The organism is Flagellimonas sp. 389 (assembly GCF_018449435.1).
GTDB lineage: Bacteria > Bacteroidota > Bacteroidia > Flavobacteriales > Flavobacteriaceae > Flagellimonas.
Genome location: NZ_JAHCMU010000016.1, coordinates 14,653 through 34,684, shown reverse-complemented (window position 1 = coordinate 34,684; position 20,032 = coordinate 14,653). Strand labels below are relative to the sequence as shown.

18 protein-coding genes are annotated in these 20,032 nt (G+C 39.6%); 14 read left to right on the top strand and 4 right to left on the bottom strand.

Going from position 1 to position 20,032, the window contains the following annotated elements; genetic code table 11:
* Nucleotides 1–16 precede the first annotated feature (16 nt).
* From KIM67_RS14100 to KIM67_RS14060, 9 genes are all read left to right on the top strand, one after another.
* Nucleotides 17–2,245: a xanthine dehydrogenase family protein molybdopterin-binding subunit gene (locus tag KIM67_RS14100; RefSeq protein WP_213832202.1), complete on the top strand. Its 2,229-nt coding sequence runs from the start codon at nt 17–19 to the stop codon at nt 2,243–2,245.
* Between the two features lie 3 nt (nt 2,246–2,248).
* Nucleotides 2,249–2,503 (top strand): MoaD/ThiS family protein, encoded by a 255-nt coding sequence (locus KIM67_RS14095; protein WP_213832201.1) that lies wholly within the window; start codon nt 2,249–2,251, stop codon nt 2,501–2,503.
* Between the two features lie 44 nt (nt 2,504–2,547).
* The gene (moaA, locus tag KIM67_RS14090; RefSeq protein ID WP_213832200.1) at nt 2,548–3,534 is read left to right on the top strand and encodes a GTP 3',8-cyclase MoaA; all 987 of its coding nucleotides are present in this window, start codon (nt 2,548–2,550) and stop codon (nt 3,532–3,534) included.
* Nucleotides 3,535–3,547: 13 nt separating this feature from the next.
* Nucleotides 3,548–4,168: a molybdenum cofactor guanylyltransferase gene (locus KIM67_RS14085; RefSeq protein WP_213832199.1), complete on the top strand. Its 621-nt coding sequence runs from the start codon at nt 3,548–3,550 to the stop codon at nt 4,166–4,168.
* Nucleotides 4,158–5,225: a HesA/MoeB/ThiF family protein gene (locus KIM67_RS14080; RefSeq protein WP_213832198.1), complete on the top strand. Its 1,068-nt coding sequence runs from the start codon at nt 4,158–4,160 to the stop codon at nt 5,223–5,225. Before KIM67_RS14085 ends, KIM67_RS14080 begins: the two co-directional genes overlap by 11 nt.
* 17 nt (nt 5,226–5,242) lie before the next feature.
* A complete protein-coding gene (locus KIM67_RS14075) occupies nt 5,243–6,445 on the top strand; it encodes a molybdopterin molybdotransferase MoeA (protein WP_213832197.1) in 1,203 nt (400 codons plus the stop codon).
* Nucleotides 6,446–6,529: 84 nt separating this feature from the next.
* On the top strand, nt 6,530–7,540 hold the full coding sequence (locus KIM67_RS14070; RefSeq protein ID WP_213832196.1) for an XdhC family protein: 1,011 nt from the start codon (nt 6,530–6,532) through the stop codon (nt 7,538–7,540).
* 1 nt (nt 7,541) lies between these two features.
* On the top strand, nt 7,542–8,138 hold the full coding sequence (locus tag KIM67_RS14065; RefSeq protein WP_213832195.1) for an NTP transferase domain-containing protein: 597 nt from the start codon (nt 7,542–7,544) through the stop codon (nt 8,136–8,138).
* Nucleotides 8,139–8,203: 65 nt separating this feature from the next.
* On the top strand, nt 8,204–9,223 hold the full coding sequence (locus KIM67_RS14060) for an amidohydrolase family protein (RefSeq protein ID WP_250149269.1): 1,020 nt from the start codon (nt 8,204–8,206) through the stop codon (nt 9,221–9,223).
* A 203-nt stretch (nt 9,224–9,426) separates the two neighbouring features.
* Here the strand turns inward: KIM67_RS14060 and KIM67_RS14055 are convergent, their stop codons facing one another.
* Nucleotides 9,427–10,059: a GntR family transcriptional regulator gene (locus KIM67_RS14055; protein ID WP_213832193.1), complete on the bottom strand. Its 633-nt coding sequence runs from the start codon at nt 10,057–10,059 to the stop codon at nt 9,427–9,429.
* An 89-nt stretch (nt 10,060–10,148) separates the two neighbouring features.
* On the opposite strand from KIM67_RS14055, the gene treF reads away from it, so the two are divergent.
* Entirely contained in the window at nt 10,149–11,735 is a 1,587-nt protein-coding gene (gene treF, locus KIM67_RS14050) for an alpha,alpha-trehalase TreF (protein WP_213832192.1), read from the top strand.
* A 61-nt stretch (nt 11,736–11,796) separates the two neighbouring features.
* On the opposite strand, the gene KIM67_RS14045 is transcribed toward treF, so the two are convergent.
* Entirely contained in the window at nt 11,797–12,123 is a 327-nt protein-coding gene (locus KIM67_RS14045) for a helix-turn-helix transcriptional regulator (RefSeq protein ID WP_213832191.1), read from the bottom strand.
* Nucleotides 12,113–12,538 carry an SRPBCC domain-containing protein gene (locus KIM67_RS14040; protein WP_213832190.1) on the bottom strand — a complete coding sequence of 142 codons (426 nt, stop codon included), beginning with the start codon at nt 12,536–12,538 and terminating at the stop codon, nt 12,113–12,115. Before KIM67_RS14040 ends, KIM67_RS14045 begins: the two co-directional genes overlap by 11 nt.
* Nucleotides 12,539–12,857: 319 nt before the next feature.
* Here KIM67_RS14040 and KIM67_RS14035 point away from each other — a divergent pair, with 319 nt between their 5' ends.
* Complete coding sequence (locus tag KIM67_RS14035; protein WP_213832189.1) at nt 12,858–16,106, top strand: glycosyl hydrolase; 3,249 nt, start codon at nt 12,858–12,860, stop codon at nt 16,104–16,106.
* 10 nt (nt 16,107–16,116) lie between these two features.
* Nucleotides 16,117–16,764: a class I SAM-dependent methyltransferase gene (locus tag KIM67_RS14030; protein WP_213832188.1), complete on the top strand. Its 648-nt coding sequence runs from the start codon at nt 16,117–16,119 to the stop codon at nt 16,762–16,764.
* A 65-nt stretch (nt 16,765–16,829) separates the two neighbouring features.
* Here the strand turns inward: KIM67_RS14030 and KIM67_RS14025 are convergent, their stop codons facing one another.
* Nucleotides 16,830–17,309: a hypothetical protein gene (locus tag KIM67_RS14025; RefSeq protein ID WP_213832187.1), complete on the bottom strand. Its 480-nt coding sequence runs from the start codon at nt 17,307–17,309 to the stop codon at nt 16,830–16,832.
* Between the two features lie 146 nt (nt 17,310–17,455).
* Here KIM67_RS14025 and KIM67_RS14020 point away from each other — a divergent pair, with 146 nt between their 5' ends.
* Nucleotides 17,456–18,754: a dienelactone hydrolase gene (locus tag KIM67_RS14020; protein WP_213832186.1), complete on the top strand. Its 1,299-nt coding sequence runs from the start codon at nt 17,456–17,458 to the stop codon at nt 18,752–18,754.
* An 11-nt stretch (nt 18,755–18,765) separates the two neighbouring features.
* Entirely contained in the window at nt 18,766–19,956 is a 1,191-nt protein-coding gene (locus KIM67_RS14015; RefSeq protein WP_213832185.1) for a Gfo/Idh/MocA family protein, read from the top strand.
* The last annotated feature ends 76 nt before the right edge of the window (nt 19,957–20,032 follow it).

Sequence of the window (20,032 nt, the reverse complement as noted above, 5' to 3'; positions counted from 1 at the left end):
AATTAAAACACTCAAAATGTCAACAAATAAAACATTAACATTCAGCAGAAGGGCCTTTATGCGAACTTCTTCATTAGCAGGAGGCGGCATGCTGATTGGTTTCAACTTATTCCAGGCGTGCAAGCCCAAGGCCGCACCACCAATAGACCTAGCTGAATTGAATTATAATGACTTCAACGCATTCATAGAAATTGCTGACAATGGAGCCGTTACCATTTTTTCGCCCAATCCAGAAATAGGGCAAGGGGTGAAGACTTCTATGCCCATGATCATTGCAGAAGAACTGGATGTGGCTTGGAAAGATGTATATGTTAAGCAAGGTATTCTAGACACTAAGAACTATACGAGACAAGTAGCAGGAGGCAGTCAATCCATTCGTCATGGATGGGATGCACTCAGGCAAACAGGCGCCACTGCCAAACAGATGTTGGTAAATGCAGCAGCAGCCCGTTGGGGAGTAGATGCATCTGAATTGACCGTAAGCGAAGGGGTAATCACCAATGCTGCAGGCGAAACTTTGGGTTATGGCGATGTAGTAAAAGAAGCTGCATTATTGGAGGTTCCAGAAGATGTTACCCTAAAAAGTCCAAAGGAATACAAAATTATAGGCAAGGACGCATCCAATGTGGACATTGATGAAATTGCAACGGGCAAACCGTTATTTGGATTGGATTATAAAGCGGAAGGAATGGTCTACGCCGCTGTTGTACGACCACCTGCTTTTGGAAAAAAACTTGTTTCTTACGATGATACAAAAGCTCGCGCCATGTCGGGTGTCATCGATATTTTTAAGATTGGGGAAAAAGTACGTGGATTGTTGGCGGAAGACCCAAGCTTTGGGAGTAAGATTTCATCCAGTGATAAAGTTGTAGTAGTGGCTAACTCAACTTGGCAAGCGTTTAAGGCAAAAGAAGCCATACAAGCTGTTTGGGAAGAAGATACAACCATTGAGAGTACTGAAGAACACGATAAAAAACTTATTGAGTTATTGGACGGCAACAAGTTTGAAACCCCTCGTTCCGATGGAAATGTAGAAAAAGCCTTCGCGGAAGCGGACGAAATTCTAGAACGAACATACGAGTCTCCTTTTCTACCGCACAACTGTATGGAACCCATGAACTTTTATGCAGATGTTACGAGTGAAAAAGTACACTTGGTCGGTCCCATACAAACTCCAGAGTGGAAAGCTGGTCTGGTTGCCAAAATGTTGGGCAGGGAAGAAAGTGATATTTATTTGGAAATGACCCGTATGGGCGGTGGTTTTGGCAGAAGACTGTATGGTGACTTTGTGCTTGAAGCTGCCGAGATTTCAAATCATATCAAAAAACCAGTAAAAGTAGTCAGCACTAGAGAAGATGATATGCAAACGGGTGTTTACAGGCCTGCCATCAAATACCGTATAAAAGCGGGAGTTAAGGATGGGAAACTAACCGCATACCATTTAAAAGAGGCAGCCATTAATGATAATATGTACGGTCTCATTCCTAATTTTTTCCCTGCGGGAGCTATTGAAAACTATCAGGTTGATATTGCAAAATATAACAGTAGCATTACTACCGGGGCATGGAGAGCACCCTACACCAATTTTTTGGCTTATGCGGAGCAAAGCTTTTTTGATGAGTTGGCAGAAGTAATGGAAGTTGATAAAATTCAATTGCGATTGGATTTATTGGATAAGGTGAAGCCAGAAGAAGACGAGAGAATCCAGTATTCTCCTGAACGCATGAAAGATGTTATTAAAATGGCCGTGGAAAAATCAGGCTGGGGCACCAAACCCAAGAATGTATACCAAGGCTTTGTAAACTATTACTGCCATAATACCCACGTGGCAGAAGTCGCCGATGTTGAAATAGAAAACGGTGCGCCTGTGGTCAAGAAGATAACCTGTGTGGTCGATTGCGGTATTGTGGTGAATCCATTAGGCGCCCTGAACCAGATTGAAGGTGGGGTCATTGATGGTGTTGGACATTCCATGTTTGGAGAACTAGCATTTGAAGATGGAAAACCAATGGCCAATAATTTTGACAGATACCGACTAATACGGATGAAAGAAGCTCCCGTAGTGGAAACTTTTTTGATGGAAAACGAATATTCTCCAACAGGATTGGGAGAGCCAACCCTTCCTCCGGCAGGCGGGGCAGTAGCTAATGCCCTAAAGGCGGCTACGGGAAATAGATTATATAAACAACCATTCACCAAAACACCAGAACTTTTAAAAATGCCCCAAAAAGAAATTATAGGTTGATTTATGACGATATTATTATTCGGGATTACAAAAGACATTGTAGGGACCGCTACTTTGTCTGTCCCCACATCCAGTATTACAGGTAGAAAAATTCCAAAAACCGTAAAAGAGCTTAAGCAGTTTTTAGGCGATACATATCCAGAGTTGAACAAATTATCTTCGCTTGCAATAGCTGTGAACAATGATTATGCAGAAGATGACAGAATAATCAATTCATACGATGAAATAGCACTAATTCCACCTGTGAGCGGTGGATAATAAAAACAGAAGTACTATCTTTTCCATCGTTTTGGAGGATAATTATGTTGATAGACAATCACAATAGGGAAATTAACTATTTAAGACTTGCCGTAACGGACAGGTGCAACCTGCGCTGTAATTATTGTATGCCTTCGGAAGGAATCAACTTTGCGAAAAATGACAAGTTGCTTACTATTGAAGAGCTCATTCAAGTTGGCAGCATATTGGTGGAGCAGGGAATAGATAAAATCCGTATTACGGGTGGGGAACCTTTTGTCCGTAAAGATGTTATGGTACTCATGAGGGCGTTGACCAAAATGGAAGGGCTTGAGGATATTTCAATTACCACAAATGCCACTTTGATAGGCTCCCATATCTATGAATTGAAAGCACTAGGCATCAAGAATATCAACGTTAGTTTAGATTCCATCAACAAGGAGACATTTGAGCGAATCACACGTAGAAAACAATTTGAAACTGTACACAATAACCTCATACGGCTTATTACCGAAGGGTTTAATGTCCGCATTAATTTTATCGTATTGGATGGCCAGAATGAACAAGATATCCTTCCCATTATAGAAGTTATGAAGCACTATAATGTTTCAGTTCGTTTTTTGGAGGAAATGCCCTTTAATGGTGGTTCAAAAAATTTCACCTCCATCAAATGGAATTACAAAGCTATTTTAGAACATATAGCGCAAGCATATCCCGATTATCAAAAACTGGAGTCACCCAAAACATCTACTTCCATAAACTATAAAATACCGGGACATCAAGGTACTTTTGGTATTATTCCATCCTTCAGCAGAACATTTTGCGGAAGTTGCAATAGGTTAAGAGTGACTGCAACTGGCGACGTGGTCACGTGTTTGTACGGAAAACCCAAAGTGAATCTTCGGGATATCATTCGTGAAGCAGACGGAGAAGAAAATGTAAAAAGTGCCATTCTTAATGCTATTGGCAATAGAGCCAAAACTGGTTTTGATGCGCAGCAAGAACATTCTACCACAGTATTTGATAGTTCAATGACATCCATTGGCGGTTAACTAAGATTGAAGTGTGAAAAATACAAACGAACATAAAACACCAAAGCTATATGGTTTAGTGCTCGCAGGGGGCAGGAGTACCCGTATGGGAACCGATAAAGGGTTGATTCCTTATCGCGGTATTCCGCAGCAAGAGTATCTGTACCAACTTTTGGAGACCATCTGCGATACTGTCTTTCTTAGTATACGGGAAGAGCAAGAGGCTTCATTGACAAATAGCTTCAATACAATAGTTGATAAAAATGAATATCGGGGGCCGTTCAACGGCATACTCAGTGCGCATAGCAATTATTCAGAAGTGGCTTGGCTTGTACTGGCATGCGATTTACCAATGATCGACAAAGAAGCACTGCAATTGCTTTCAAATAGTCGAAACACAAATAGATTGGCCACCTCTTTTGCAACAAAAGAAACTGGATTGCCCGAACCTTTGATTACAATTTGGGAGCCGGCTGGATTGCAAAAGTCCATTTCATTTTTAAAAACTGCGAAAAGTAGCTGTCCACGAAAATTTCTTATCAATTCTGATATTCAACTCGTTCATCCAGAACAGGATGAACTACTGTACAATGCCAATTCCATTGAAGATTACGAGTTTATCAAATCAAAAATTGCTTTGACCGATGGAGGATAGGTATAGTAGACAAACAAGTTTGAAGGAATTTGGCCCAGAAGGTCAATCTAAATTGATAAATAGCAAGGTCCTGGTAGTTGGCCTAGGTGGGCTGGGCATTCCTGTCCTACAGTACCTGAATGCCATGGGCGTGGGAATGTTAGGGCTTCTAGATCAGGATGTCGTGGAATTGCATAACCTGCAGCGACAAGTACTGTATACCGAAAAAGATTTAGGAAGATTAAAACTGGAGGTTACCCACGAAAAATTAAGTGTTCAAAATTCACAGACCGTTTTTGGCTTACATGACACTTTTCTGACCAAGGATAATGCACTGGACACTATAAAGGATTATGATGTGGTGGTCGATGCGACCGATAACTTCCCAACACGTTATTTGATAAATGATGCTTGCGTAATTCTAAATAAGCCTTTTGTTTACGGAGCTTTACATGGTTTTGAAGGGCATGTTAGCGTATTTAACCATGAAAACGGACCTACATACCGCTGTTTATATCCAGATATGCCAACCCCAGATGAAGTACCAAACTGCAATGAAAATGGCGTTATGGGGGTTTTACCTGGAATAATAGGAACATTACAGGCCTTGGAAACCATAAAATTGATATCCGGGGTAGGAGAAGTACTTTCTGGAAGCTTGCTGGTCTATGATGGATTAAGCCAGCGTACCACCAAAATGAAGTTTAAACTGCAGCTTTCGAATACTAAAATCACTGAACTCAGGGAAACTTATCAAACCGATCGTTGCGAAATAGTAGCTGAGGTCAGTGTAGAAACCTTTTTAGAACTCAGAGAATCCAAAACACCTTTTACCTTGTTGGATGTTCGAACTAAAGGGGAATTTGATTGTGGCCACCTTCAGGAAGCCATACATCTGCCATTGGATATGTTGCAACTGCCCAAACAACTATCTAAAAGTCATCACGATATTTATATCGTCTGTCAATCTGGAAAACGGAGTGCAATTGCTACAAGACAACTCCAAATGGATTATCCTGAATTAAAGTTTTATAATATTTTGGGAGGAATGAACAAATTAATGACCTTATCGTCATAACTATCAAGCCAAATGATATGATTACGTTCAAAGCGGCACTACAAGCTGTACTTGAAAATACGGAAGACTACGGAACTGAATCTGTTCCATTGCTACAGGCAAACAATCGAATTTTGGCCGAAAGCATCGTTGCCGATAGGGATTTTCCACCTTTTAATAGAGTTACCAAAGACGGTATTGCAATACAATATAAGAACCTTGAACCGAATAAAACAGTGTTCAAAGCTACAATGGTGGCCCAAGCTGGAAGTCCGCAACTTATTCTAAAGGATGATGCTACATGTATCGAGGTAATGACAGGTGCCATGGTGCCTAAAAATGCAGATACAGTCATCATGTACGAGCACACAACAGAAGATAATGGGATTTTTACCGTTGAAAATACGGTGGTCAAAGGACAAAATATCCATTATCGGGCAACCGATGTTGCAAGTGGTGAGGAATTACTTCAACCGGGGCTCAAAATTACCGCAGCTGAAATTGGTGTATTGGCAACCGTTGGCAAATCTGAAGTTCTGGTCAAAAAACTACCGAAAATAGCTGTTGTTGCTACAGGCAACGAACTGGTCAAAGTTGATGAAACTCCGTTACCACATCAAATACGAAAATCGAATACACATTCACTGGCAGCTCTTTTAGCTGATGAAAATATAACAGCGGAAACCTATCATTTTAACGACGATGAATCCATATTACAACGTAATTTGGAATCACTTCTTACTGATTATGATGTTTTACTTTTAAGTGGCGGGGTTTCCAAAGGAAAGTTTGATTTTTTACCTAAAACTTTTGAAGAACTGAGCGTTAAAAAGATATTTCATAAAGTGCTCCAGCGACCTGGTAAACCATTTTGGTTTGGAAAACATGAAACCAAAAAATCAATAGTATTTGCATTTCCAGGCAATCCAGTATCAACTTTTGTAAATTACCATCTATATCTTAAACCATGGCTTAACAAATCTTTAGATACAGAATCATCTCAATTTACTGTATTTTTAGAAGAACCTTTTGTAAACAAAACTGACTTAACAATGTTTGTAGGTGTGAAGACTAGAATCAAAGCAGGTGTTCTATGTGCAAATACGTTGAATACATCAGGGTCCGGTGATCTTTTAAATCTGTCTAGGGCAAGTGGCTTTGTTCAAATGGAACCCAATCAATCCGTTGGAGAGGATGGAGCTGTATTGTCATTTATACCTACGAAAAGTATTATTGTTTAAAACATATCAATGAATTATGGCGATAATCGTCAACTAGCAATTAGATGTAAGAATTGAGATTTCAAAAGCTTGAAACCCTTTTAAATGACCCACGAGCTAAAAAATATCATCCAACAATATGAAGAAAGCAGGCCAAATGCCCAAAAAGCTATTTTGGCGACCGTTGTTTCCTTAGAAGGTTCATCATATCGTAGACCTGGAGTACGTATGTTGATTTTTGAAAATGGCGATATGGTGGGCGCAGTAAGTGGTGGATGTGTGGAGAAGGAAATCCTAAGGCAAGCACAATCGGTTTTTACCAATGGAGTACCAAAAGTAATGGTCTACGATGGCAGATATCGCTTAGGCTGTGAAGGCATTCTGTATATTCTATTGGAGGTTTTTGATCCAAGCCCAGACCTGATAACCCAATTTTGGAGCACCATTTTGCAACGAAATACATTTGAGATACAATCATTCTATGAAAAGGAGCATACTGCGCATGAAGATTTTGGAACCTTTTTCCGTTTGGGAGCCGTTGCATATCCTCTAAATCAAAGTGTCCAAAAACAAGACAGAGATTTGTTGTGTTTTGAGCAAAAGATGCAACCTTGTTTTCAGTTAATGATCATTGGCGCAGAGCATGATGCCGTACAATTGTGCAAATATGCAGCTTTAACAGGTTGGGAAGTTACCATTGTTGCCAACCCGCGAGAAGAGAAAACTGAAAATGATTTCCCAGGCATTCACAAACTCATTACCGTCGAGCCAGAATCGTTCCGACCAAAACTGGACGAGCAGACCGCCGTGGCCATAATGACCCATAGCTTTGTTAAGGATTTACAGTATCTCGTCGCTTTGAAAGACCAAAAACCAGCTTATATGGGTCTTTTGGGCCCTTTTAAAAGGCGGGAAAAGTTATTTGATGAATTATTGGAACGACATCCAGATATTTCGGAAAACTTCCTAGACCAAATACACGGTCCAGCTGGAATTGATATTGGAGCAGAAACACCGCAAGAAATCGCAATAGCTGTTTTGGCTGAAATTTTAACTGTTGCACGTCGTAAAGAGCCAATGCTCTTAAAAAACAAAATGGGTAAGATTCACAACTAATATGTCCAAATCTATTGCTACACTGATATTGGCTGCAGGAGCTTCAAAAAGAATGGGGAATACAATAAAGCAGTTGCTTCCTTGGGGAAAGACCACACTTTTAGGACATGCACTTGAACAAGCACAGAAAGTAACGGCTCACACATATGTTGTTTTAGGGTCCAATGCGAATGAGATACGATCATCCATTTCTGAAGCAAACTTGGTTTATAACCCCAAATGGCAATCCGGTATTGGAAGTTCAATTGCTACAGGAGTAAAACATATTTTAGAACATGATAAGAATTTTGATGGAATTTTAGTCATGCTTGCTGACCAGCCAATGATAGATTCGGTATACTTAGATTTGATGAAAAAGAAATTTGATGATGGTGAATCAATCATAATAGCAACAGCTTATGAAAATAAAGTTGGTGTACCTGCAATTTTCCACCGTTCCATTCTTTCAGAACTTCTTGAACTTGATAAGGATTCTGGCGCAAAACAGATTATAGAAAAGTACATAGATGATACAGAACGTGTTTTTCCCAATGGAAAAGAAATTGACATTGATACACTAGAAAAATATTCACAACTACTTGATAAAATGATGAGTTAGATATGAAAACCTATACTATAACTTTACTGTTTTTTCTTTGCTTTTTATATACAAAGAGTCAAGAAATGGGGTTTGAGGAGTACAATCCCAAATCAACATTGGTAGTTCCAGAAAACCTTGTCGACAAAGCCAAGTTTACCTTTATCGATGTCCATAGCCATCAATTCAGGATGGCAACACAGGATTTGTCTACTCTGGTGCGGGATATGGATAAAATGAATATGGGCGTCATGGTCAATCTGAGCGGTGGTTCTGGTGAAGGTTTACAGGATATGCTGAAAAACGTGAACAATAATTATCCCAATAGGTTTGTAATTTTCGCCAACGTAGATTTTAGCGGAGTTGGTAAGCCCAATTGGGGAGAAGAAGCTGCAAAACAGTTAGAATCTGATGTGAAAAGTGGAGCAAAAGGACTAAAAATCTACAAAAGCTTGGGATTACGACACAAGGATATCAATGGAAAACGTATTGCGATCGATGACTCTAGGCTAGACCCTATCTGGACAAAATGTGGTGAACTGGGAATTCCCGTATTGATTCATGCAGCTGATCCAAAATCATTCTGGGACCCTATGGACAAAGACAATGAAAGATGGTTAGAACTGAAAACGAGGCCTAGAAGGAAACGCTCCGCTACCAATCCTGCACCTTGGCAACAGATTATTGACGAACAACATCGTATGTTCAAAAAGCATCCAAAAACCAAGTTTATCAATGCGCACATGGGATGGTATGCAAATAACCTGGCTATGCTAGGGGAGTTAATGGATGAAATTCCCAATATGTCTGTTGGTATAGGTGCTATTATAGCAGAACTGGGACGCCAACCCAGAATGGCAAAGAAGTTCTTCTTAAAATATCAAGATAGAATCCTATTTGGTAAAGACAGCTGGAAACCAGAAGAATTTCCAACCTATTTTAGGGTTTTGGAAACTGATGATGAATACTTCCCATACTACAAAAAATACCATGCTTTTTGGGCAATGTACGGATTGGATTTACCAGATGAAGTATTGCGAAAGGTATATTATAAAAATGCCCTGAATCTAATTCCGGGGGTGGACAAATCATTATTTGAACAATAACGGTTATTTGCTAGTTTGATGAATTTTGGTTGAGGTTTTCTCATTTTCCAAATCCTGAAAAATTCCACAAGATATCTGTTTTTTCACCAATGATTTGGATTTTTTTCGCTTGACCAAAGCCTCAATCTCTTTATTTAAGAATTGCATTAGATCGTTTTTATATACTACTCATAACGGTTTGTTCCTGTGTTTAGTCTAAATATTCAATTCTCTATTTGATTTTCAATATGCTCCAAAATGAACATCCAGTTCATTTTTAATATTAAAGCAGCGGTCGGAATGTTATTATCTTCAATAGCCTGAATCAAAGCTTCGTTTTGATTGTTTATATTTTCATAAAAAGTGGCATTATGGTTCCCGACTCCCTGCTCATAAAATAATAGTCTTGCTTTTAAGTCATCAAGTAGTTGTATTAGAATGATATTTGCACAACGGCTTGTTAAAACTCTATGAAACCCAAACCGTTCTTTCAATTTTCCAGCATTTGTATTGGCTTGTTTTAATTTTGTCTGATGTGCTCGCAACACTTGAATGAATTCAGCAGTGAACGAAGAATTCTCCAAAGCCATTAATTCAAGTTGTGATATGGTTTCATAGAGGTTTTTTGCTTCAGCTTTGCTTAGTTCAAAAATAACAAAACCTCGATTTGGAACCGCCTTAATAATTCGAGCCTGTTCCAATTGGCTCAAGGCTTCGCGAATTGGAGTGGCACTAATCCCCATTGTTCTGGATAAACGCGCCAGATTAATGGTTTTGCCCACCTCTAATTCTCCCATCTGGATTTGTTCCAACAAATGCGATTTTACTTGATTTCGTAGAATGCTTATACTATTCATGGCTTTAAGATACAAATCGTATACGATTTTAACGTTTTTTCACTTTAGGTTATTACGCTTATATTTAATCACTTTAAAATTTTATAGGCATGTATAAATTTTGTTTTGGAATAGTACTGTGTTTTATTGTTTTTAACTGTAAGGAAGCAACCAAGTCGGTTAAAGAGGTTGATTTTTACGATTCACAGCTTTTCAAAGACGTTCAGCTGACTGCTATTTTTAAGGATTCAAAAACTTTTGTCGATTTGGTTCCAAAAAAAACCATTTCAATTTTAGAGGCTAAATATCTTGTTGAAAAAGAAGAAGAAGGCTTTGACCTTAAAGCTTTTGTTGAAGAAAATTTTGAGGATAGGTCAATGCAAGCCTTGGAATTTGAAACGGACACAACAAAAACCATGTATGAGCATATCTCGTTGATGTGGGACAAGTTGACCAGAGGTCCGGATAGTAGCATTGCCAACTCCTCACGAATAGCGTTGCCAAAAAAATATGTTGTTCCCGGCGGTCGTTTTCAAGAAATCTACTATTGGGACAGCTATTTTACCTTAGAAGGTTTATTGGCTGATGGCAGGGACGATTTAGCAAAGGACATGGTCGATAATTTTGCTTTTTTGATCGATACCGTAGGCTTTATACCAAATGGTACGCGTAACTACTATAGAACCAGGTCGCAACCGCCATTCTTTTCCCTTATGGTTGATGCCATTTCACGAAAAAATGAAAAAATATTAAAATCATATCTGTACCAACTGGACAAGGAGTATAATTTTTGGATGGACGGAATCTATGATACAGATACCATTGGTCCCAAGAATCATGTGGTTCGATTAGGAGTGGATAAAGTCTTGAACAGGTATTGGGACAAAGGATATACGCCAAGACCCGAAGCTTATAAGGAGGATTTGCATTTGGCCAGTGTATTTGAATCTGATTCTTTACAGCGAATACTCTTCAATAACCTCAGATCAGCTGCAGCTTCGGGCTGGGATTTTAGCTCTAGATGGTATACGGAAAAAGGAAGTTTCAGTACCACAAAAACCGCTGATATACTTCCCGTCGACCTAAATTGCTTGTTATACTTCATGGAATGTACCATTTCAACAATATATTCAGAAGATGGCTTTACCAATTTAGGGCTTCAGTTTAAAGCTAGGGCCGAAAATCGTAAGAAAGCTATCTCAAACTATTTTTGGAATGAGGAAACAGGATTTTATCACGATTATAACTTTGTAGAAAATGAAAATACTACAGAGCTCACGCTGGCAGGAATTTTTCCTTTATACTTCAATGTAGCTTCAGAGGAGCAGGCCAAACAAGTAAAGGAAGTGATAATGGATAAATTCCTAAAAGAAGGTGGACTGGTCACTACTTTGGAACATTCGGGCCAGCAATGGGATGCTCCGAATGGTTGGGCCCCTTTACAATGGATTGCCGTTAAAGGGTTACTTAACTACGGATATACCAATGAAGCTAAGGAAATTATGCAGCGATGGCTGGCACTGAACGAGAAAGTGTATAAAAACACTGGAAAAATGATGGAGAAATACAATGTTGAGGACTTAACATTGCTTTCTGGAGGAGGGGAGTACGAAACTCAAGATGGTTTTGGATGGACCAACGGGGTTGCGCTTGGGTTCAAGAAGATACTGGAGGAACTTAGCGAAGACAATAAATAAATTCTTGCGTTTGGTCGTAAACCAATTTGAGATGTATAATACCCTTTTCAGTTTAAATAATCTAAGATTCGTTATTGTCCAAAAAAGTACCCAAGTCGTTTAGGGTCTTATCCCAAAATCTCTCATAAAACTTGGCCCATTCCGTAATTTTTTCAAGCGGTCTGGCATCCGCAACACAAAAGCGCTCCCTTCCTTTTGCAGTAATATCTACCAATCCTGCATCTTGAAGTGTTTTTATATGCTTTGTGACACCTTGACGACTAATTTCAAACTGACCTGAAATCTGGGTTATGGATAGGGCAGAAGAGGCAATGACCAAGGCATGAAAAATTTCACGCCTTTTAGGATCTGCTATTGCCTTTAAAATTTTTGTAATATTATCTTGCATGAATCTGTTGTGGTAAAAAGGTTTCAAGTTTATCTATACAACCATTCCATCCCGTATCAAAACTTGAAAAGAACGTTACAGCTGAGTTTTCTGGATAGTTGGAAATACCGGAGTGCTCAAGAACGAGCTTAGTTCCTTTGTCGTTTTCGGTAAGTTCCCACTTTACAATCGTTTCAATATCCGTGCCCTCTACGATCCAAGTGTAAATTAGCGTAAATGGATCCGCATGCTTAACTACTCCAGTAATTTTTGGACAATCTTCTTCAAGACTGGAAAACGTATAGGCATATCCTGATTTAGCTTCAAAATCCGCTTTAACAAACCAAGAGGAGATTTCATCGGCTTTAGAAATGGCATCCCAAACTTTTTGTATGGGGTAATTAAAACTGTGTTCTTTTCTGATTACATCTTTCATTTTATTTTGTTTTATTGGTTAATAATGCAACTAATTGGTTGCTAATTTATGTAAATAATTTTAAAAAGCAACTAAAAGGTTGCATTTAAATATTGTAAACATATTTATCTACATAAGAAATTAATTTTCAACACCTTGAATAAGTCAAACGAATATTCAGGAACACCATTGGTAAAAAAATTAGGTCTTAAAGTAGGTTTTTCAATATGTATGCGCAATGTGCTTATTTTTTCAAAAAAGCCTTTTTTTCACATTTCTTTTAGAATTAAGACGTACGCTTTTGGTTATCTTACGATGCAATTTCAACCAAAAACTTCACATGTCACATTTCTCAAAATTTTTCCTCGTAGCACTTTTATTTGTCTCTTTAACTTTTAATACATCAGCCCAAAAACCAGATTCTACGACTTTTAAAGGATTGGAATTTAGGAGTATTGGTCCAGCCATGACTTCGGGCCGTATTGCCGATATTGCCATTCACCCAAAGAATGAAAGTGTTTGGTATGTTGCCGTTGGTTCTGGTGGTGTATGGAAAACTATAAATGCAGGAACTACTTGGAAACCTATTTTTGACAAAGAAACCAGCTATTCTATTGGTTGTGTTACGATTGACCCCAACAACACCAATACCATTTGGGTTGGTACGGGAGAAAACGTAGGTGGAAGACACGTAGGTTTCGGAGACGGAATCTATGTAAGTCATGATGAAGGAAAGACATGGAAGAACATGGGGCTCAAAACATCAGAGCATATCTCCAAAATAATGATACACCCAGAAGATTCAAACACAATATGGGTGGCATCGCAGGGGCCTCTTTGGAGCAAAGGTGGCGAACGTGGGCTTTATAAATCCACAAATGGTGGGAAAACATGGAAAAGAACTCTGGGAGACAATCAATGGACAGGTGTTACCGATATGTTGATTGACCCTACCAACCCAGATGTATTGTATGTCGCAACATGGGATAGGCACAGAACAGTGGCGGCGTATATGGGCGGTGGTCCGGGTTCAGGTATCCATAAAAGCACTGATGGCGGAGAAACTTGGTCTAAATTGACCAATGGCATTCCAAAGTCCAACCTAGGTAAAATTGGACTAGCGATTTCTCCTTTCGACAATGAGACGATTTATGCAGCAATAGAGTTGGACCGAAAGAAAGGTGGCCTTTTCATTTCCAATAACCAAGGAGCATCATGGACCAAACAATCTGATGCCGTATCTGGCGGAACTGGTCCACATTACTATCAAGAGCTTTATGCATCACCACATCAAGAAGGGAAACTATACCTTATGAGCAATTATGTCCAAATCTCCAACGACCATGGTAAGAGTTTTGAACAAATGAACGAAAAAAAGAAGCATGTAGATAGTCACGCCATGGCTTTTAAGGCATCTGACCCAAATTATGTGCTTTTTGGAACTGATGGCGGACTTTATGAATCCTATGATCTGACCGAAACATGGCGATTTTTTGAAAATCTTCCGCTTACGCAATACTACAAAGTTGCAGTTGATGATACCGAACCATTTTACAATATTTATGGAGGTACCCAAGATAACGGTTCGCATGGGGGACCATCCAGAACAACAAGCGAAGCTGGAATCCTAAGCTCAGATTGGTGGAAAACTTTAGGGGCAGACGGCCATCAATCAGCAATAGAACCGGGCAATCCAGATATTACCTATGGTGAATTCCAACAGGGCTGGTTATGGCGAATTGACCAAACAACGGGTGAAACTGTGTTTATTCAGCCTCAACCATCAGCGGGCGAACCTCATGAACGCTTCAATTGGGACGCGCCCATATTGGTAAGTCCACACAATCCAAAGCGTTTGTATTTTGCATCGTACCGGGTTTGGAAATCAGAAAATAGAGGTGATGATTGGACAGCCATTTCACAAGATTTGACCCGAAATGAAGAGCGATTGACTTTACCAATCCTGGGAAGGCAACAAAGCTGGGACAATCCCTGGGACGTAGGTGCCATGTCCAACTATAATACCATTACTTCCTTGGCCGAGTCGCCGCTACAGGAAGGTCTTATTTATGCCGGTACGGACGACGGAATCCTTCAGATGACCGAAGATGGTGGTACGAGTTGGTCTAAAATAATGCTTGGAGATATCAAAGGAGTTCCAAATCGGGCTTTTGTAAATGATGTAAGAGCCGATTTATATGACGCCAACACGGTCTATCTTGTGCTCGACAATCATAAAGAAGGAGATTTTAGGCCATTTCTATTGAAAAGTACGGATAAGGGCAAAAATTGGGACTTTATAAATGGAAACTTGCCTGAGCGTTTGTTGACATGGCGAATTGTACAAGACCATAAGGTAAAAGGACTTTTGTTTGCCGCTACTGAATATGGGATTTATTTTACCAACGATGGAGGAAGCAATTGGATACAGCTTGATGGTGGTTTACCGACCATATCGTTTCGCGATATCACCATTCAGCGTAGAGAAGATGATTTAGTGGGTGCCTCATTTGGTAGGGGATTCTACATTTTGGATGATATTTCCCCGTTACGGGAATTTGATGCCACAAAAATGAACCAAACCACTCTTTTTAAGGTTAAACCAGCTTATTGGTACATTCAACGAAGCGCTCTTGGTAGCCAAGGTAACACACAATATGTAGCAAAAAATCCTGCATTTGGAGCCACGTTCACATACTATCTTCCAGAAAAATTGAAAACCTTAAAAGATTCGCGAACGGAAAAGGAGAAAGTACTTAACAAACAGAATAGTAATATCAATTTTCCAAGCTGGGAAGCATTGGAAAACGAGAAAAATCAGGAGAAACCTGCACTAATGCTCGTAGTAAAAGATAACAATGGAAATGTAGTCAATACAGTAGAAGGAACAAATAAGAAGGGATTCAATCGGGTAGCTTGGAATCTTACATATGCTGATAGATCAGGTATCCCCTTAAAAAAACCAAAAGGCGATGACGATAATTTCTTTGGTTCTCCCTATATGGCTACTCCGGGAACCTATTCCGTTGAATTGCACCAACGCGTAAATGGAGAAATAAAACAACTTTCACAGTCTCAGAATTTTCAGGTAAAGCTTTTAAAAGAGGGTGCCTTACCAGCTAAACCAACATCTGAAATCGATGCCTTCCGAGAGATGCACCAGAACTTCCAACAAGATATCGCAGCCACAAACTCTATCTTGGAAAAAAGTATTTTGAAAACTGATGCTATGAAGCGTGCCCTTAATGAGGCCGAAAGACCTACTCCGGCATTGTATTCAAAAATATCCAATGCCCGAGCAGCACTTTTGGAGCTTAATAAACAAATGAAAGGCAATCCAGCTAAAAACGAAGTAGGGGAGAAGACACCTCCAGCCCCGGGTGATGGTAGCTTTGTTGGTTATGTTGCATTGGGGAATACATATGGTCCAACGGGCAATCACAAAGCTGCGATGGAACGAGCGCAGAACCAATTGAGGACCATTAAAAAAGAATTAGGTGTATTGGCAAATACAATGTCCAGTTTGGAAAATGAACTTAAAGCCGCTGGAGCGCCTTGGATTGAAGGGCAAGGGCTTCTAGGAAACTAAATTCAACAGCATGAGCTATTTCCACTTTGTAATAGTTTTTTGTTTGTTTTCCTTTATTGGTTTGCAGGCGCAGTACACTGAATCTGACTGGGCGGAACGCGATAAATGGATGAAAACCCAAACTTTATTGGATATGGCCAATGTTTCTGAGGATGATAGGGTCGCTGATATTGGATGTCATGAAGGGTATTTGAGCATTTACTTGTCAAAACTGGTCAAGGACTATGGAAAAGTATATGCCGTCGATGTTAGAGAAGATAGATTGGCGACACTTAGGGCCAATGCAAAAGAACGTAAACTTACCAATATAAAAACGGTACTTGGAGATTATGATGATCCAAAACTACCTGAGAACAGTTTTGATGTGGTTTTTATCATGGACACCTATCATGAAATGGATGCACATGAAAAAATTCTTCAGCACGTTAAAAATGCTTTAAAATCAGGTGGAAGATTAATGATTTTAGAGAAGTTAAAGGACAGGGTAAAAGGCAAAACAAGAAAAGAGCAGATAAGCGCCCATTCATTAAGTCCAGGTTATGTTAGAAAAGAATTGAAACAGGCAGGTTTTATTATAATTTCCGAAATTGAAAATCATGGAAAATGGGAACTGGAGGACGATAAACAAATGTGGGTGATTTTAGCCCAGAAGCCATAAAAATTGTATGAAGTAGTACTGTTTTCTTTCAATTAGCAAAAAGATATGAATGGGAGCTTATACTATCAATTCTTTCTTAATTCATAAACATAGCTCATGATACCTGGTAAATCTTCACCCGATTCATTGATCAACTGCTGTCCATCAATTTCGAGTGTTGATAGAACATCATTACCAGCAAAAGTGACTTCGTTTTCATCAGAAAACCAAGTTCCAGTTGCTGAAATAGTATCTGAACAACTTACGGCGTATTGATTGTTTGTAATGGAGGTTATTGTTATGGCCGTCTGCTCGTATGTCCATAATAAATCACCATCAATCAAAAGCGTGCCAGAGATACAATCCAATTCGTCCAACAGATTTGTAGAGGCTGTACCATCCATATTGACGTCTTGCGCTTCGCTGACATTCACGGCTACCAAATCCCAAAGCCCAAGAACTTCGAAATTAGGTGGGTCGATTCCATCATCACCATCATCAATACTACAAGAAAAGCAAAAAGTGAGAATGGTTGAAATACAGAGAATTTTATTAATTGTTTTCATAGGTTGAATTCTTTTTGGGTTGAAAGTAAAACAATTTAATCAAAATTCATTTATCGAATGCTAAATCGTTGCAACTTCCACGAAGTCCATATTTATCTTTTGCCTATAAATTCACTACATTTAAGAGATTCATTAAAACGTTTTAAATGACCAGACCGGCTTATTTTTTCCTTTCTATTATTTTTTCTTTTTTGATTTGTCAAAACGTACATTCACAAAGTGAATTCTTGATTGGGGATGCACTACCAGATGCCCCTGAACTGGCTCATCGTGGCACTTATGGCGTTGGAGTCAAGACCATCGATTTAGTGCATAAAGATCAGTTGAATGTACTGAGTATTAAAGATGGTAAGGGGGAGCAGTATGACCGTCCTATCACTGTAGAAGTCTGGTATCCGGCAAATATTCCAGAAAATGTTGAAGAACTGGAAACGTACACTCAAGTACTAGGGAAAAATGCTACTGAAGGCCGTCCTGTCATCCCTTTCACTTTTCAAGGTCGGGCACTTAGGGATGCTGCTATTATTAAAGATAAGGGGAAGTTTCCGTTGGTAATTTTATCCCATGGATATGTGGGCTCACGATTTTTGTTCACATACCTATCAGAAAACTTGGCATCAAAAGGATACGTAGTGGTTTCCATTGACCATACCGATTCTACATATAAAGATGCTGCTAATTTTACGAGTACTTTAGCAAACAGGTCGTTGGACCAGTTATTTGTTTTAAACGAGATTGAACGGCTTTCCACAACCACAAGCGATAGTTTCCTTATCAATTTGGTAGATACTTCCAATACAGGACTCGTTGGCTATTCTATGGGCGGCTATGGAGGTCTTAATACATGTGGTGCTGGTTATAGCAAAGCGGCAATAGCTTTTTTTAAATCGATGACAGGAGGCAGTGATGCATTGGATAAACTCGGCATGGCCTATGAATTCTATACCGCTTCCATTGATACACGAATAAAAGCGTTTGTAGCACTGGCGCCTTGGGGAATGGCCAATGGGGTATGGGATGAGACTGGTCTTGCAGGTCTAAAAACCCCTACGTTTTTTGTAGCAGGTAGCGAGGACGATATTTCCGGATATGAAAAAGGAATCAAGGCCATTTATGAAGGGACCGTAAACAGTGACCGTTATTTGTTGACCTACATAAATGCAAGGCACAACGTTGCTCCCAATCCGCCAGCACCTGCAACAATGCAAGAAGGGTTACATATTGATGAATATTTAAGGTATGCGGATTCAGTTTGGGATATGAGAAGAATCAACAATGTCAATCAGCATTTTATAACCGCTTTTTTGGGCACGTATTTAAAAGGGGAGGACTACAGTGACTATTTAAATCTAGAACCAGATTCAAATACAGGGGATTGGAAGGGTTTTAAGCCAAGAACTTCGGTTGGGATGGAATTACTCCATGCATCCGCAGGAAATGAATAACTAGTAACACCATGAAAAGAAGAGATTTTATCGTTGGTACGGGAGCAGCAGCTCTAACCGCAGTTTCCTATGGCAATATTTTAGGTGCAAATGATAAAATTGGTATTGCCGTAGTAGGCGCGGGAAGAAGAGGCAGATGGGTATTGGGAGAGATGCTCAAGACCAATCAAATAAAACCGGTAATATTTTGTGATGTTTGGGACGAACAGGTAAAAAGGACCATCGATTATCTAGCTCTTGGGGACATACCAATGACGTACAATTTGGATGAAGTCCTGACCAACAAAAATGTAGATGCGGTGCTACTGGCAACTCCTGACCATTTGCATAAAAATTATGCAATCCAAATACTTGAAGCTGGAAAACACCTATTGCTGGAAAAACCGGTGACATTACATTTTGATGAAGGAACTGAGCTAAAGGAAGCCGTAGTAGGCAGCAATGTAATCTGTCAAACAGGTACGCAACAGCGTAGCGCGCAAATGTACCAGCGGGTGAAGGAAGAATTTTTTGGAGGCTCGAAAAAATTAGGGGATATCGTTTTTGTTAGAGCGGTTTGGAGCAATTTTGGGTGGCAACGGAGACAATTAGAACAGCGGCCCAAACCTGAAAATTTTAAATGGGATATGTTCTTGGGACCTGCACCAAAAACAGAGTATTATTGGCCAAGATATGATGGTTGGAGGCATTATAAGGAATACGGCACCGGCATACTATCCGATTTGTTGACCCATTGGGGTGATGTGGCGCAATGGATGATGGATGATACCAACCCGTTAAATGCAGTCACCACGGGAGGTATTTATCACATGAAAGATGATAGGACCAACCCTGATACGGTAAACACAATTGTTCAATATAAAGGGGGATGGAACTTTACATTTGAATGTAGCATACTACCTATTAAGAACCAACACGATTCCGTTCTTTTTCACGGTACCGAAGGAAAATTGGAACTCTTTCGTTCGGGCTATAGGTATACGCCCCATAAGGGCAAACCCATGGCCTTTCAGAATGCCGAAAACCTCACCTACGCACATGCAAAGAACTTTTTAGATGCAATAAAAGGGAAAACAAGACTAAGCGCTCCCATCGAAGTAGGGCTTAACGCTGTAAAGCCATCACATCTTGCGGCAGCTTCGTATTGGTCTGGACAACGTATGCAATTCAATGCGGATCAAACCAAAATAATAGCATCGTAAATCCTAGATTATTATTTTCTGGTCTATGTTTTTCATCGATTACTTGAAAAAACTATACTAAAACGGCTTCAGTTTT

Coding starts and splice junctions, on each gene's coding strand:
- KIM67_RS14100 (WP_213832202.1), top strand. CDS start 17: ATGTCAACAAATAAAACATTAACATTCAGCAGAAGGGCCTTTATGCGA.
- KIM67_RS14095 (WP_213832201.1), top strand. CDS start 2,249: ATGACGATATTATTATTCGGGATTACAAAAGACATTGTAGGGACCGCT.
- moaA (WP_213832200.1), top strand. CDS start 2,548: ATGTTGATAGACAATCACAATAGGGAAATTAACTATTTAAGACTTGCC.
- KIM67_RS14080 (WP_213832198.1), top strand. CDS start 4,158: ATGGAGGATAGGTATAGTAGACAAACAAGTTTGAAGGAATTTGGCCCA.
- KIM67_RS14075 (WP_213832197.1), top strand. CDS start 5,243: ATGATTACGTTCAAAGCGGCACTACAAGCTGTACTTGAAAATACGGAA.
- KIM67_RS14070 (WP_213832196.1), top strand. CDS start 6,530: ATGACCCACGAGCTAAAAAATATCATCCAACAATATGAAGAAAGCAGG.
- KIM67_RS14065 (WP_213832195.1), top strand. CDS start 7,542: ATGTCCAAATCTATTGCTACACTGATATTGGCTGCAGGAGCTTCAAAA.
- KIM67_RS14060 (WP_250149269.1), top strand. CDS start 8,204: ATGGGGTTTGAGGAGTACAATCCCAAATCAACATTGGTAGTTCCAGAA.
- KIM67_RS14055 (WP_213832193.1), bottom strand. CDS start 10,059: ATGAATAGTATAAGCATTCTACGAAATCAAGTAAAATCGCATTTGTTG.
- treF (WP_213832192.1), top strand. CDS start 10,149: ATGTATAAATTTTGTTTTGGAATAGTACTGTGTTTTATTGTTTTTAAC.
- KIM67_RS14045 (WP_213832191.1), bottom strand. CDS start 12,123: ATGCAAGATAATATTACAAAAATTTTAAAGGCAATAGCAGATCCTAAA.
- KIM67_RS14040 (WP_213832190.1), bottom strand. CDS start 12,538: ATGAAAGATGTAATCAGAAAAGAACACAGTTTTAATTACCCCATACAA.
- KIM67_RS14035 (WP_213832189.1), top strand. CDS start 12,858: ATGTCACATTTCTCAAAATTTTTCCTCGTAGCACTTTTATTTGTCTCT.
- KIM67_RS14030 (WP_213832188.1), top strand. CDS start 16,117: ATGAGCTATTTCCACTTTGTAATAGTTTTTTGTTTGTTTTCCTTTATT.
- KIM67_RS14025 (WP_213832187.1), bottom strand. CDS start 17,309: ATGAAAACAATTAATAAAATTCTCTGTATTTCAACCATTCTCACTTTT.
- KIM67_RS14020 (WP_213832186.1), top strand. CDS start 17,456: ATGACCAGACCGGCTTATTTTTTCCTTTCTATTATTTTTTCTTTTTTG.
- KIM67_RS14015 (WP_213832185.1), top strand. CDS start 18,766: ATGAAAAGAAGAGATTTTATCGTTGGTACGGGAGCAGCAGCTCTAACC.